A 13,505-nucleotide genomic window follows, 5' to 3' on the forward strand; every position below is an offset into this window, starting at 1 on the left:
CGTGCGTCCCATACTCCAAATGCTGCCGCCATACTCCAACCGTGCGCTCCATACTCCAAATTTCACTGCCGCCGTCGCCGCAGTGCCCGACCGATGAATACCTTTTCTCCGCCTTGACCATCCTCCAAAGGAAGGAGGAGGAAACAAATGAAAAAGTGGATATACGGAGCGGCTGCCGCAGCCGTAATCCTTTCCGGATGCGGGATGCAGATGGGGAAGGAAGAGAAGATTCCGGTTATGAGCGAAGGGGTGACGACCGCCGTTGAATCGGACCTGATCAATACAGAAGGTGAGACGGTCGGGACGGTACTTCTCACGGGAGGCAAGCAGGGGACCGGCATCCGCATCACCGCGGAGGGGCTGGAACCCGGAGTGAAGGCGATCCATATCCATGAGAAGGGTGAGTGCACACCGCCTGACTTCAAGTCCGCCGGTGCTCACTACAATCCGGATCAGAAGGAGCATGGATTTGATAATCCGAAAGGTTTCCATGCCGGCGATCTTCCGAACATTGAAGTGGACGAAGAGGGCAAGGTGGACCTTGAGACGGTGTCGGAGTATCTTTCCCTGAAGGAGGGACATCCCGGCTATGTGCTGGATGAAGACGGCAGCGCAGTCGTTGTCCATGCAGGGCCGGATGACTACAAGACGGATCCGGCCGGGAATTCCGGCGACCGTATCGCCTGCGCCGCATTCAATAAAAAATGAGGAACACAAAAAACCGCACGCGTCCGGCGTGCGGTTTTCCTCTGTTCATTTAAACAGGAAGTTTTCCGTATAGTAAGGCTGGTCTTCGCCATTGAAGGCCACCCCCACCCCGAGCATGCGGAAGTCTTCGTTCAGGATATTTTTCCGGTGGCCAAGCGAGTTCATGAGGCCTTCGTGGGCGAAGATGCTGCTCGGCTGTCCGTAGGCGAGGTTTTCGCCTGCGCCGCGGAACTGGATGCCGTCTTCCGCCATGCGGTCAAACGGTGACTGGCCCTGCTGGTTTTCGTGGGCGAAGTAGTCGTTCACAGCCATGTCCTCGCTGTGCCGCACAGCAGTGGAGGCGGTGCGCCCGTCCCAGTCGAGGGCGCCATAGCCGTGTGCCACGCGCGCGGCGTTCGTCAGATCGAACAGCTGCCGCTCGAAGCCTTCCTTCAGATCCGCATCGGCGGCTCCGTACAATGCATCCTGCGATTGCTCAAGTTCCTTTTCTATGATCTGGACGGCCGTCACAGTATCGTTCCGGTGGAGGTCATAGAAGATGGTCACATAGCTGCCGTCCAGCTCGAACACGTCATACTCGCCGTTGCTCTGGATAAGGAAAGCGCTGCGCCCCTTTACGATCCGGTCGAGCGGGCGCCCGTATTCCGCGCGGACCGACGCTTTCTGGGAGCCGTAGGCGATGCCGCTCGCTGAAGCGATGATGTCCTGGTTGGTATATAGCCCGTTGACGCGTCCTTCCGGGTCGAACGACACCATCGCAAAGTTTTGATAGCCGTCATGGTAGGCGTGCCATTCGACGCCGTATTCGTTCATCGTGGAGCGGGCGGGTTCACCGAGTTCTGCCTGGACGACTTCCCGGTTGTCACCGATCCCGATATTGTGCACGGTGACCGGGACGGATTCGGGCTGCTCAAGCTCTGGCTTCTCCGCCTCTCCGCCGGAAGTCTGCCGCGCGCGTTCGTCCTTAACGGATTGCTCCAGCTTGGCATAAAGAGAATTGGCCCCTTGATTCAGCTTGCCGAGGGCCTGGTCGAACGCGGGCTGTCCGCCAATATCTGCTATCAGCGCATCCACCCGGTCCAGAAATGACAGATCGACGACGCGGGAAAGCGGCTCTTCCCAGAGCGGCCGGGCAATGAAAACGATGACGGCCAGCAGGATCAATCCGAATAACCGTTTCACCATGCACAATCACCTCCTTTATCTTTCCATTTTACCACCAACATCGGACATTCATGCATCCGCCTGTTCGAAAGCTGCAGGTTCCAGGGGTATAATGGTCTCCAACGATACAGAGAGAGAAGGAATCACGCATGCTGGAACGTTTCGACGGCTTCCTGAAAAAGGGGATGCCGGTCATCACGCCGCTCTGTCTGGTTGCCGGCGTGCTGCTTGCAGATATGGGAAGCCGGCTCCTGGGCCTCGTCCCATGGATATTCGCCCTCATGACGTTTGCGGGCAGCCTTGGGATGCGGGTAATGGATCTGAAGAATGCGGTGCGCCATCCGCTGGCCGCCTTGTTGAGCCTCGCCTTTCTTCATTTGCTCATCCCGGCCTGGGCCTACCTGTTTTCAGTGCTGGTTTTCGATGATCACCTGCTGACCATCGGGTTTGTCCTGTCGGCGGCCGTGCCGACAGGGGTCTCAAGCATCATTTGGGTCAGCATCTACCGGGGGAACCTGGCGCTCTGCCTGTCGATCATCCTCATCGACACCATGCTCGCGCCGCTTATTATCCCGGCCACGCTTTTTGTGGTGGCGGGACAGGGGGTATCGGTGGATGGAGGTGCGCTTGTCCTGGATCTGCTGCTGATGGTCGTCCTGCCTTCGCTCGCGGGACTCTTGCTGAACGAGTGGACCAAAGGCGGGGCGGGAAAGCGGCTCGGCCCCAGGCTTTCACCGGTATCAAAGCTGTCAATCTTCGCAATCGTGCTCATCAACAGCAGTGTGATCGCGCCTTATCTGAAGGATTTCGACCTGGAACTGCTTAAAGTTTTAGGGGGTGTCCTGCTGCTTGCCGCATCCGGATATGCGTTTGCGCTGCTGGTCGGAGAGAAAGTTTGGAAACACAGCCCGGACATCTCTGTCATGTTCGTCTTTAACGGAGGCATGCGAAATATCGCCCTCGGGGTCGTCATCGCGACCGTCTACTTCCCGGCGAAAGTCGCGCTGCCGGTGGTCTGCGGCATGCTGTTCCAACAGGTGCTGGCGGCTGTTTTCGGCAAAGTGATCGAACGGCGCCACCGCCGCATGGAAGTTGACGGGCATACTGTATGAAAAGGAAAGAAAAAAAAGACCCGTCTTGGGGTCTTGGATTAGCCGGGTCACAGCCGTCCGGCGTATTCCTCTTTCAGGAAACCGCGCAGTTGATCGAGCGGTATGTCCGCACGGACGATTCCTACGGCACCGGCAGCGACTTCATATTCATCGAAATAAACGGAGATCCGGTCCTCTCGAATGGCCCATTTCCAGGAGGACGGGTCATTTAGTGCCATGGTGAGAAGATCTTCGAAAAGATTTTCTTCCAGCGGCTCCTGGGAGAGGATTTCGGCCCGCACCAGTTTCTGGATCGCCTCGCCATCAGCCGTCAGATCAAACAGATCCGACAGTTCGACAATCTGGCCTTGTACCGGATCGATGTTGAACGGCTTGATTTTCGTAATGCCGTTCGTGCCCCCGGTGTACTGGTAGGAGGTGTAAAGCAGGCTGTAGAGCGCCCCGGCATGGGGCAATTCCTCTGCCGTAAGCTTCAGATGGGCACGCTCCCCGTTTTCGAGTTGTTCTTTATATTTATCGACGCTGCCTTCAAAGAGGGCTTTTTGCTCGTCGATCCACTTGGTGATCGGCTTCTCCACGTTGGAGTGGTCCGCCGACACCGTATTGATGTCCATTGTGTACCATTTCGTCTCTTCTATTACCGTCTGAAGGCGGAGGCCCCCGATTGTATCCCGGGCCTCCGTGACGGCCGCGTCCGCAATGCCTGAATCTTCACCGATCGCAGCCGGTTCGTCGGTCTGCGAGAAGGCGAATCCGAACACCGTGAACAGGGCCAGCACAGCCAAAATGGTCCATGCAGGCCAGCCCGGCCGCTTCATTCGCGTATTCATGGATGTAAATCAGCCCTTCTATTTTTTGGCCACCCGTTATTTATATGGTTCGGGTGACCCCCCTATTAATTCGTCAAGTATACCATTGATTCCCTTGAAAAGGGAGGGAAAATGACAAAAGCATGCGTGGGTGCAGGCTTTGTGACAATTCCGGCAAAGGCGGAATGGATTTTAATATCCCGAGGATTGTACAATTATTTCCGCCCGGAACACTTTTTTCCGGCATACAAAAAAGGCTTCCCGGTAAATCGGAAAGCCCTTTTCAGAGACGGTTACGGTTTCAGGATGACTTTGGTGCATTCATCACCATGCTCGAAAAAGGTCTTGTAGGCAACCGGAGCTTCTTCGAGCGGGACAATATGGGAGATGATCTCGGTCGGATCAAGCTTGTGTTCCGTGATCATCTTGAACAGCTCCGGCATCAGGTGCGGGACAGGTGCCTGCCCGGACTTGATCGTGACGTTGCGCTCAAAGAAGCGCCCAAGAGGGAATGCGTTGTACCACAGGCCGTAAACGCCGGTAAGCTGGACAGTGCCGAAGCGGCGCACGGCGCGGTGTGCGGTACGGAGCGCGGTGAGCGAGCCACCGTGGACCTTCAGCTTCTGCTGCACTTTCTCGGGAGCGGTCTTCTCGCCGTCCATGCCAACGCAGTCGATGACGACATCGGCGCCGCCGGATGTAAGTTCCTTGAGATAGTTGCCGGTCTCTTCCGGGTCGCGATAGGTGACCGTCTCGACTTTGTTCATCTCCCTTGCTTTTGCCAGGCGGTAAGGGACGTTATCGACACCGATGACCCGCTTGGCGCCCATCATCCAGGCGAACTTCTGGGTCATGAGGCCGATCGGGCCGCATCCAAGCACGATGACCGTGTCTCCCTTTTTCACGCCGGAGTGGAGTACGCTCCAGTAGGCGGTCGGGAGGACGTCAGACATGAAGAGGACAGCTTCATCCGGTACTTCGGCCGATTCCGGGATGACAAACGGCAGAAAGTTTCCGAATGGCACGCGCATGTACTCGGCCTGTCCGCCCGGGTGGTTGCCGAACATTTCCGTGTAGCCGAAATAGCCGCCGAAGTCGGTGCCCGGTGTCGGATTCGTATCGGGGTGGTCACATTGGCTCTCCATGTCATGCGTGCAGTACCAGCATTCACCGCAGGCCACGTTGAACGGGATGACGACCCTGTCACCCTTTTTCACTTTTGTCACGGCGGGGCCGACTTCTTCAACGATGCCCATCGGCTCGTGTCCGATGACATATCCCGGACGTGTCATGATGGAACCGGCGTAGATGTGCAGATCTGAGCCGCAGATGGCTGTGGAGGTGATGCGGATGATGATGTCATCGTCTTTCTCGATCTTCGGTGCTTCCACATTCTTGACCTGGATGTCCTTGGTACCCTGGAAAGTGACGGCTCTCATTGAACAAACTCCTCCTTTAAGGTGTCTCCTTCATAAGTTTCCGGTTTCCATGCCGGATAAACGCCTGGGATGCGCCGGAGCGGACGGACAGGTATACTTGGAACATGAAAACCCGCAATCGGCGGGCCTGGAGGAGAGCGCATGATTTTCGGAATGGACAGTGTGCCGATGTGGTTTTACGTACTCGCAATCTGCGTGGTAATCCTGTTCATCATCCTTTCTGAGTGGTGGACAAGATGACCGGCATAAAGGTCCGGGTACCAAAAATAAATAAGTTACTGCCGGAATCCGTGTGGGAAGAGTCATTTGAAGAAGAGGATGCTTCCGTCAGAGCGGTGTGTGTGGAAGGCGGGCAGGCAACCTCCGACGGCCGTGTTATTTTCGATGGTGTCCTGTTCCGGAAAACCGACTTCCGCGGTTTTCGCGCACCCGCTTCAGAATTGCTGGATGTCGTATTCGAAGGGTGTGACCTGTCGAATGCGGACTTTTCCCGCTCTTCGCTGCACCGCTGCGAGTTCCGCGGGACCAAGCTGACCGGTGCTATCTTCAGTGAATCGATGCTTCGGGACGTAAAATTTACGGACTGCGGCGGTCGCTACTCGAGCTTCAACTTTTCCAAGTTGCGCCAAGTGGTCTTTGAAGGATGCGAGCTGGAATCTGCGGACTTCGTCGACTGCTCCATGAAGGGCGTGGAATTCGGAAGAAACCGGCTTAATGACATCAGTTTCCTCGATACCTCGCTTGACGGCATCGACCTGACGAAAGCGGAGTTCAGCCGGATCACGGTTACGCCGTCGAAGCTCCCGGGATGCAAAGTGACACGTGAGCAGGCGATCGGATTTGCCCGGACATTCGGGCTGGTCGTGGAAGAAGATTAAGAGACAGGAGGTGCACCTATGGAGGCGTTTGCCGGATTTCTGAAAGGCATCGACAATCAGGATCACCGGGACCGGACGGAGGAAGTGCTCCGTTGGGTTGCCGATACCTTCCCCCGCCTTGAGCCGGTGATCAAATGGAACCAGCCGATGTTCACGGATCACGGAACGTATATCATCGGCTTCAGCGTCGCAAAAAACCACTTGTCCGTCGCCCCCGAACAGGCAGCGATGATCGAGTTCGGTGATGACATCGGGGCTGCAGGATTTGCACATACGAAGGAACTGGTACGCATGCCATGGAAAAAAGAGATGGATTACGGACTGCTCCGTAAGTTCATCGAGTTCAACATTGAAGACAAAGCGGACTGCAAGACTTTCTGGCGGAGTTAAAAGAGGGCGAGTGCCCGGCGAATCCGAAGGAACTGCATTCCATCAATACAGGAAAAGATAAGGAAGGTGTTTTAGCATGCTCAGTTTTCAAGAAAAAGAAGCCATCATTGCAAAATTTCCGGAACTGACCCGGAAGGAAGTATCAATGGGGCGCGTGAATTATCATTTCGAAGAATCGCTTCATGAGAAGAAAATTGTCGTGCGTCACCTGCACGAAAACGGCAATGGATTCGTTTATGTCGGCAAGCTTCCGCAGTATGAGGCTGACAAAAAAGGCTTCATCAACATCCGGGATTTCTCGGTGGAGGAAATGGAAGAAGTGCTTGCGGAAGCGATCCGCTATCTTTCGAGTGATCCTGCAGGAGAGCCAGTCGACGAGGTTTGGGTGAACCGTGAAGGCACTCAACTCCACCTGAAGGAAGAGAACGGCTACTTCAATCTGTACTTTAAAGAAAACCTCGAGGAAGGGTTCGGCTCTGCGAAGGAAGCCCATGTCTATCTGAATGAAGAAGGTTTCCGCCTGCAATCGGGAGGCGCCCGTTAAATGGACGGGAAAAAGTTTGTGATGGCGTTCATCGCCATCTTTATCCTCGTCATTATCGGCGTCCTGCTGAGTTTCTGGGTATTCTACGAGGTGGATCAGTGAGCGAGGCAGTCTGCCCGTTCTGCGATTTGGAAATGATGGATGGCCAGCAGGTCATCTTGGAGAACAGACTGTGCCTTTTTCTCCAGACGCCGCAAGAAGTGCTGCAAGGCTCCGGCGTTATCGTGCCGGTCGCGCACCGGGAGACGGTGTTCGACCTCACTCCCGAGGAATGGGGGGCGACGCAGGAGCTGTTGGCGGAAGCCAAGGAGCTTCTGGACCGCAAGTTTTCGCCATCCGGTTACAATGTCGGCTGGAATGCCGGGAAGTCCGGCGGCCAGCATATCATGCATGCTCACCTGCATGTCATTCCGAGATTTGAAGACGAACCGTTTGCGGGAAAAGGGATCCGGCATTGGCTGAAAAGCCGGGACAACAGACGGTCCGGACCGGCAGATCAGCGATGACATCATAAAGAGAGGCGCTTTCCTGAAACGGAAGCGTCTTATTGTTTGACCGGGGAAATGGAAGGTGAAGTGTGATGGGGGATGCTGCAAGAAGAACAGGATTCCTGCTTGTGATTATCGGCGCCACTTTATGGGGCGTCGGCGGCACGGTCGCCCAAAAACTTTTTCAGGAGTATGGGATTGAGGTCAATTGGCTGGTTTCGACGCGGCTGCTGATCGCCGGGGTGCTTTTGCTCGGCATCCAGTTTTTCCTGAAAGACCGCTCCCAGGTCCTGGGTGTCTGGAAAGAAAAACGGACCGGCGCTCAACTCGTCGTTTTCGGACTTCTCGGCATGCTGGCGGTCCAATATACATATATGGCCTCTATCCGGCACGGCAATGCCGCGGTGGCCACATTGCTCCAATACCTGGCGCCGGTCATGATCATTTTCTACCTGGTCATCCGCCGGCAGACTGTATTCGGCCGGCAGGATCTGGTTACGGTTGTCCTTGCGCTGGGTGGCTGTTTTCTTTTGTTGACCAACGGCTCGCTCTCAGGTCTTTCCGTGCCGGCTCCGGCCATTATCTGGGGCGTTCTCTCAGGGGTCTCCCTGGCTTTCTACACGCTGTATGCCATCCCGCTTCTCGCGAGGTACGACTCTTTGGTCATTGTCGGCTGGGCGATGGTCATCGGCGGGGTTGCGCTGAGCTTTATCCATCCGCCCTGGCGGATCGATCTGTCGGGTCTGACGGCGGAAGCGTTCGGCTACATCGCATTTGTCATCATCTTCGGCACGATGATCGCTTTCTGGTTTTACATCGAGAGCCTGCAGAGCCTGCTGCCGAAGGAAACCAGTCTTCTGGGAAGCCTCGAACCGCTTGCCGCCGTACTGACGACGGTTTTCTGGCTGAACGAGCCGTTCGGCGGGTTCCAATGGGCCGGGACGGCTGCCATCATCGCCATGATTGTCTTTATGGCGTTCAGCAAGAAACCCGCAGCGGAGTAGCGGATGTTGCAGGGAAATTATGCTAGGATGGAATAAAGAGGCTGTAAAGCAGGAGGTGGGTCAGATGGACAAGCGGAAAAACATCATTCGATTCCTTTTGTTCGGGGCCGGGTTCCTGCTCGGGGTCCTGTTGTTTTCAAATCTTTTCGGATGGTGGTAAACAGGGGGGAAGGGCTAAATGGAATTAATGAAACTGATCAGATTTCCGATGATGTTATTTGTGGTCGCATGCATCTGGCAATCGGTGGGGCCGGGTGAGATTCGGCTTGCCGATAATCTGGGCGTGGCCCTGGCCGCCTTCGTAATCCTGGCAATCTGGGAGTGGGCTAACAAACCGAGTCCATGGGAACAGAGCCGGCAATCCTGATGCATAGGCGGGTGTAAAGGGGGCTGCATCATGAGGTCGGCAATGGGATGCTTATTTATCCTGATTGGCTCCTTTATCTTCGTTCTGACGATTGATGGGATTGGGATCATCGGAACACTGTTGAAAATCCTTTTGGGCATCGGCTGCTTTTACATTGCGGGCCTGTTCATCCCGGAAAAAAAGGAAAGCAGCTGACCGTCACGGGTCGGCTGCTTTTCATTTGCTGCAATTTAGATTTCACGCCGTACCTTCCTGGCCTGAAGCTTTTTCAGGCCTTCTGCCAACAGGTAAAAGCCGATGATGGAAAACGTCATCGCGACCAGCGCGGCAATCGGAATCCACTGGGCCGAATAGATGTCCTGCTGAAGATTGCTTAAAAGAACAGGCCAAGAATCGGATGTTTCGACGGCCCGGTAACTCCTGTCCATTTGCGAGAAGAATTGCTGATTGACGTAGATGCCGATGACGCCCAATTGGACAAGCAGGATCATCGCCCGGCCCGCTTCCATCGGAGTCGTAATAGCGAGTTCCCTCACCAGGGACGGCCAGTAGTAATTCTTGAATAGCGTCCATCTGCTGCCTCCGTTTGTGATGGCGGCTTCCATGTAGGTCTGTTTCCGCTGTTGTTGCAGGTTTTCGTAAAACACCATGGCCAACCTCCCGACCTCGACGGCCGAGATGATGACGAGCACCCAAAAGGACCGGTGATCGGAGAACATCACGCCGGGAATCGCCAGCAAAATGCAGATGATGAAGATCGTCGGCATAAATGAAAAGAAGGAGTTCCACAGATTCATCAGGAAGCGCAGGCTCTTCAAGTAAAACGCGCCTATTGAAATGAGAAGGGCTGCCACTATGCGAACTGCCACAATCACGACGAGTATGTAGAAAGTCTCCCTGGCCCCAATAATCACCTTGGACCAGAGATCCACTCCTTTCCGGTCCGTTCCGATGAGGAAATCGTCGGACGGCGGGATGGGAGGAGCGAGCAGCGTGCCATCCGAATCCCTCAAAACGAGCGTCCGGTCCATTGAGCCATCCACCAATGGCAGATAAGGGCCGAATAAGATCATGATCAGTACGGTTCCGATCATGACGGATCCGATCCATAATGTCCGGTTCATCGTTCATCCTCCAGTGGCGAAATGGCTGAACGCGCTACCCCTGAAACGATGTTGAATGCCAGAATCACAAGGGTGAACATGAAGATATAGCCGATTTGCGAAATGATATTCGGGGAGACGAGCGCGCCGACATAAAAATTGGTTGAACTGCCAAGCGTATGATACATGTAAAAGGCCGCTCCCCTGTATTCCGTGAACACTTCAACGATAAACAGGTTCGAAAGGGTGTAGAGGACCATGGTGTTGGAGTACGCCAGTATTTTCGGCAGGCCGTTTTTCAGCATGTGCCGATACAAGATTTTCAGTTCTCCGGTCCCTTTTGAACGCGCGGTGCGGATATAGTCCAGGCCCTGCTCGGTCTCAAGTGTCTTGAATGTGATATTCGCGATGAACATGACCGGATAAATCGACAGGTAAAGGATATTCATCAGGACATTATCGATTTTATCGTGACCGAACAGATCGATCTCGACCAGGCCGTAGCTTTGAAGGAGGAGCACCATCAGCTGAATAAAAATGATGATAGCGATATCCGGCACAGACAAGAAGCCGATGGTGGCCGGCTGTCCGATGAACTTCGCCTGTGTTTTCCTTACGTTGAAATCGAAAATTCCTTTGGCGATGCCAACGAAGAATCCGATGAGGATGGCCGGCATGAAAATGAGCATACTCCGCAAAAAGACGGATGTGACCTGGTCCATGATCGGGCGGCCTGCTTCATCCGTGCCCAGCCCTCCGGTTTCGTAAATGTACGTGAAGAAGGATTGGATATTGGCGACGTGGTTCTGGATTTGGTAGTCATAAGTGGCACCCATGAACGAGCCGCCTCGTCCCTCCTCAAAAACGGTGTCCATCGGGATCAGAAGAAGCAAGACAAGAATCACGAATGAGAAAAGCCAGACGGCTGTCCGGAGTGAGATGGTTTTGATCAAGAAGAAACACCCCTGTATGTAAAAGGAATTATTTCATTAATTATACTACAAGAGTAATTCTAATTATCTATAAATTGGCGATATAAAAATAAAAGCGGCTGCTCCGTAATCGGGCAAGCCGCTTCTGTCATGTTAACTTAATGCCAATTCCCGCCCTTATAAGGCCCTTTCCGGAACGGCATCCACCAGTTCCACTTGCCGAACAGTTTCATGAGGCTCGGCACGAGGAGGAGTCGGATGATTGTCGCGTCGATGGCGACGGCAATCGCGATGCCGACGCCGATCTGCTTGACCGGCATGACTTCGGTGAACGCAAATGCGCCGGTGAGGACGATCATGATCAGTGCCGCGGACGTGATGATTTTGCTTGTCGCGGCAAGTCCTTCGACCGTCGCGCGGTCATTGTCATAGTCCTTCGTGTACTCTTCCTGGATACGCGAGATGAGGAACACTTCGTAGTCCATGCTGAGTCCGAAGACGAGGCTGAAGACGAGTACCGGGATGATCAGCGCAATCGTGCCCGCTTCCAGGCCGAAGTGGCCGTACTGGAAAATGTAGACGAGCGCTCCGAATGCCGCGGACAGGCCGATGACGTTCATGATGATCGCCTTCAGCGGAATCAGGACGGAGCGGAACGCGATCATCAGGATGATGTAAGTCGAGACGATGATGATCGCGAGTACATAGACGATCTTGTCCCAGATCTCATCAAAGATTTCCTGGTTGAACTTCGGATAACCTCCGACCGACAGGTTCCATTCGGTATCTTTCTCTGCCCAGTCGCGCGCCCACTCCTGGGCCTCGGCCGACGCGCCTTCCGGCTTCAGGGTGACCGGGACGAGGAGCGAGTCGCCTTCGATAAAGGAATCAAGGAGCGGCTCGACGGCGGCTGCAGTCTCCGGCATCTGGGTGGCCTGCAGCCAGGTGTCGGCATCTTCAATCTCGCCTTCGGTGAAGATAGTGGAGACTTCATCGGTGCGGCTGTCATCGAGAAGAGCGTCCTGCAGTTTCTCGATTTCGCGGATGCCATCTTCGTCTTCCCAACCGCCCTCGCGCTCTGCAATGAGGTAGGCCGTGGAGTTCGACAGGCCGAATTCATCTTCGATCTTCTCGAACGCCTGGCGGGTGTCATTGGAAGCCGGGAGGGAGTCCATCTCTGGAATGGTCAGTTCCATATCCTTTACCGGAATCATGAAGACCCCGAGGATAAGGAGGGCACCGATTGTGACAAGAACGGGACGCTTGATGACACGTTCCGCAAACTTGCGCCAGCCGCTCGCGCCTTCCTCTTTCACCTTAAGGATGGTCCACTTGTTCAGCCGGTCGCCGAGAACGAGCAGAACGGCCGGAAGCAGGGTGAGCGACGACAGGACGGCAAGCGAGACGACCGCCATGCCGCCGACGCCGATGTTCTTGAACAGGTCGATCTGGATGATGAACAGGGCACCCAGTCCGATAAACACACAGAACGCCGAAAACAGGACAGATCGTCCCGCAGTGAGGATCGTCGTCCGGACTGCTCCCTCGACCGACTGCTTTTTCCGCTCCTCGCGGTACCGGTTGATGAACAGGAGCGAGAAGTCGATGCTCAGTGCAAGTCCGAGCATCGGCACGATATTCAGCATGAAGATCGACAGGTCCATCGACTGGCCGATCAAAGTCATCGTGCCGAATGTCGTGATGATCGTGGCGATCCCGACAAAGAACGGCACAAGTGCCGCGACGACCGAACCGAACGCGAGCAGCAAGACGACAAGGGCGATTGGCAGGCCGATCGCTTCCGCTTTGACCAGGTCGCGCTGGCTCGCTTTGTTGATGTCTTCGCTGATCGCGGTGCCGCCGGTAAGGACGGCGCCGTCATGATCGGCGGTTTCCTGGATGGAGGAGACCGCTTCACTCATATCCGCGTTTTCTTCAAAATGAAGAAGGGCGTAGGACAGTTCCTTTGTGTAGAGGGAGTCGTCTTCCAGTGGAGAAACGATCTCCTCTGCGAGTCCCAGATCCTCCACATCCGAGACGGCCGTCTCGATTTCCTCATCAGTCATGTTTTCGAAGACGAGGAACATCGTCTCCGCCGGCAGGCCGAATTCATCCGTCAGGCGGTCGGCCACTTGTTCATATTCCCCGTCCATCCGGAACCCGTCCCCCTCGAGGACGCCAGGCAGCTGAACTGCCTGGTAGGCCATGAACCCTGCGATCAGGATCCAGACCGCAATGATCCACTTCGGGAACCGGATGACGAAATTCGCTAACGTGCGCAAAAGGCTTCTTCCTTTCAGGTCAATCATAGATTGTTTTTCTCCAATAGTTTACATGAGAGGAAGAGGATTTGTCGTGCGGGAAGGGCGTGGCGATAAAGAGGGGGGATTGAGGTGAAAGTACATTAAGGTTGCGTGAAAGTACACCAAGCCAGTGTGAAAGTACAGTAAGAGGGCGCGAAAGTACACTAAGCCGATGCGAAAGTATACCAAGCTTGCGCGAAAGTACATCAAGCCCGCGCGGGTGCGTGGCTCTCCCCACAACAAAAAACGCACCCCGTTTCCGGG

General features: G+C 54.9%; 15 protein-coding genes. 9 read left to right on the forward strand and 6 right to left on the reverse strand.

Annotation, left to right across the window (positions count from 1 at the left end):
* Positions 1–147: 147 nt before the first annotated feature.
* Complete coding sequence (locus BMX91_RS13080) at positions 148–708, forward strand: superoxide dismutase family protein (protein WP_092055157.1); 561 nt, start codon at positions 148–150, stop codon at positions 706–708.
* 45 nt (positions 709–753) lie between these two features.
* Here the strand turns inward: BMX91_RS13080 and BMX91_RS13085 are convergent, their stop codons facing one another.
* The gene (locus tag BMX91_RS13085) at positions 754–1,893 is read right to left on the reverse strand and encodes a CAP domain-containing protein (protein ID WP_092055160.1); all 1,140 of its coding nucleotides are present in this window, start codon (positions 1,891–1,893) and stop codon (positions 754–756) included.
* 128 nt (positions 1,894–2,021) lie between these two features.
* Between BMX91_RS13085 and BMX91_RS13090 the strand changes: the two genes are divergently transcribed.
* Positions 2,022–2,984 carry a bile acid:sodium symporter family protein gene (locus tag BMX91_RS13090; protein WP_092055162.1) on the forward strand — a complete coding sequence of 321 codons (963 nt, stop codon included), beginning with the start codon at positions 2,022–2,024 and terminating at the stop codon, positions 2,982–2,984.
* 47 nt (positions 2,985–3,031) lie between these two features.
* On the opposite strand, the gene BMX91_RS13095 is transcribed toward BMX91_RS13090, so the two are convergent.
* Positions 3,032–3,814 carry an RsiV family protein gene (locus BMX91_RS13095; protein WP_092055165.1) on the reverse strand — a complete coding sequence of 261 codons (783 nt, stop codon included), beginning with the start codon at positions 3,812–3,814 and terminating at the stop codon, positions 3,032–3,034.
* A 272-nt stretch (positions 3,815–4,086) separates the two neighbouring features.
* Positions 4,087–5,232: a zinc-dependent alcohol dehydrogenase gene (locus tag BMX91_RS13100; RefSeq protein WP_092055168.1), complete on the reverse strand. Its 1,146-nt coding sequence runs from the start codon at positions 5,230–5,232 to the stop codon at positions 4,087–4,089.
* A 236-nt stretch (positions 5,233–5,468) separates the two neighbouring features.
* Here BMX91_RS13100 and BMX91_RS13105 point away from each other — a divergent pair, with 236 nt between their 5' ends.
* From BMX91_RS13105 to BMX91_RS15810, 7 genes are all read left to right on the forward strand, one after another.
* On the forward strand, positions 5,469–6,110 hold the full coding sequence (locus tag BMX91_RS13105) for a pentapeptide repeat-containing protein (RefSeq protein ID WP_092055171.1): 642 nt from the start codon (positions 5,469–5,471) through the stop codon (positions 6,108–6,110).
* 18 nt (positions 6,111–6,128) lie between these two features.
* Positions 6,129–6,500, forward strand: coding sequence for an iron chaperone (locus BMX91_RS13110; protein ID WP_092055173.1), 372 nt, complete (start codon positions 6,129–6,131; stop codon positions 6,498–6,500).
* A 76-nt stretch (positions 6,501–6,576) separates the two neighbouring features.
* On the forward strand, positions 6,577–7,044 hold the full coding sequence (locus BMX91_RS13115; protein WP_092055175.1) for a hypothetical protein: 468 nt from the start codon (positions 6,577–6,579) through the stop codon (positions 7,042–7,044).
* A gap of 98 nt (positions 7,045–7,142) precedes the next feature.
* A complete protein-coding gene (locus tag BMX91_RS13120) occupies positions 7,143–7,550 on the forward strand; it encodes an HIT family protein (protein WP_407640880.1) in 408 nt (135 codons plus the stop codon).
* Between the two features lie 74 nt (positions 7,551–7,624).
* Positions 7,625–8,536, forward strand: coding sequence for a DMT family transporter (locus tag BMX91_RS13125; protein WP_143059390.1), 912 nt, complete (start codon positions 7,625–7,627; stop codon positions 8,534–8,536).
* Positions 8,537–8,714: 178 nt separating this feature from the next.
* Positions 8,715–8,903, forward strand: a complete 189-nt coding sequence (locus BMX91_RS13130) for a hypothetical protein (RefSeq protein WP_092055177.1) — start codon at positions 8,715–8,717, stop codon at positions 8,901–8,903.
* A gap of 30 nt (positions 8,904–8,933) precedes the next feature.
* Positions 8,934–9,098 (forward strand): hypothetical protein, encoded by a 165-nt coding sequence (locus tag BMX91_RS15810; RefSeq protein ID WP_177168394.1) that lies wholly within the window; start codon positions 8,934–8,936, stop codon positions 9,096–9,098.
* A gap of 35 nt (positions 9,099–9,133) precedes the next feature.
* Here BMX91_RS15810 and BMX91_RS13135 read toward each other — a convergent pair whose 3' ends face one another.
* The 3 genes from BMX91_RS13135 to BMX91_RS13145 all read right to left on the reverse strand — a co-directional run bounded on the left by BMX91_RS13135 (position 9,134) and on the right by BMX91_RS13145 (position 13,247).
* A complete protein-coding gene (locus tag BMX91_RS13135; protein ID WP_092055180.1) occupies positions 9,134–10,027 on the reverse strand; it encodes an ABC transporter permease subunit in 894 nt (297 codons plus the stop codon).
* Entirely contained in the window at positions 10,024–10,959 is a 936-nt protein-coding gene (locus tag BMX91_RS13140) for an ABC transporter permease subunit (protein ID WP_092055184.1), read from the reverse strand. Before BMX91_RS13140 ends, BMX91_RS13135 begins: the two co-directional genes overlap by 4 nt.
* A 137-nt stretch (positions 10,960–11,096) precedes the next feature.
* Positions 11,097–13,247 (reverse strand): MMPL family transporter, encoded by a 2,151-nt coding sequence (locus BMX91_RS13145; RefSeq protein WP_177168395.1) that lies wholly within the window; start codon positions 13,245–13,247, stop codon positions 11,097–11,099.
* Positions 13,248–13,505: the final 258 nt, after the last annotated feature.

It is taken from the genome of Bhargavaea ginsengi, from assembly GCF_900109165.1.
In the GTDB taxonomy this organism is placed as follows: Bacteria; Bacillota; Bacilli; order Bacillales_A; family Planococcaceae; genus Bhargavaea; species Bhargavaea ginsengi.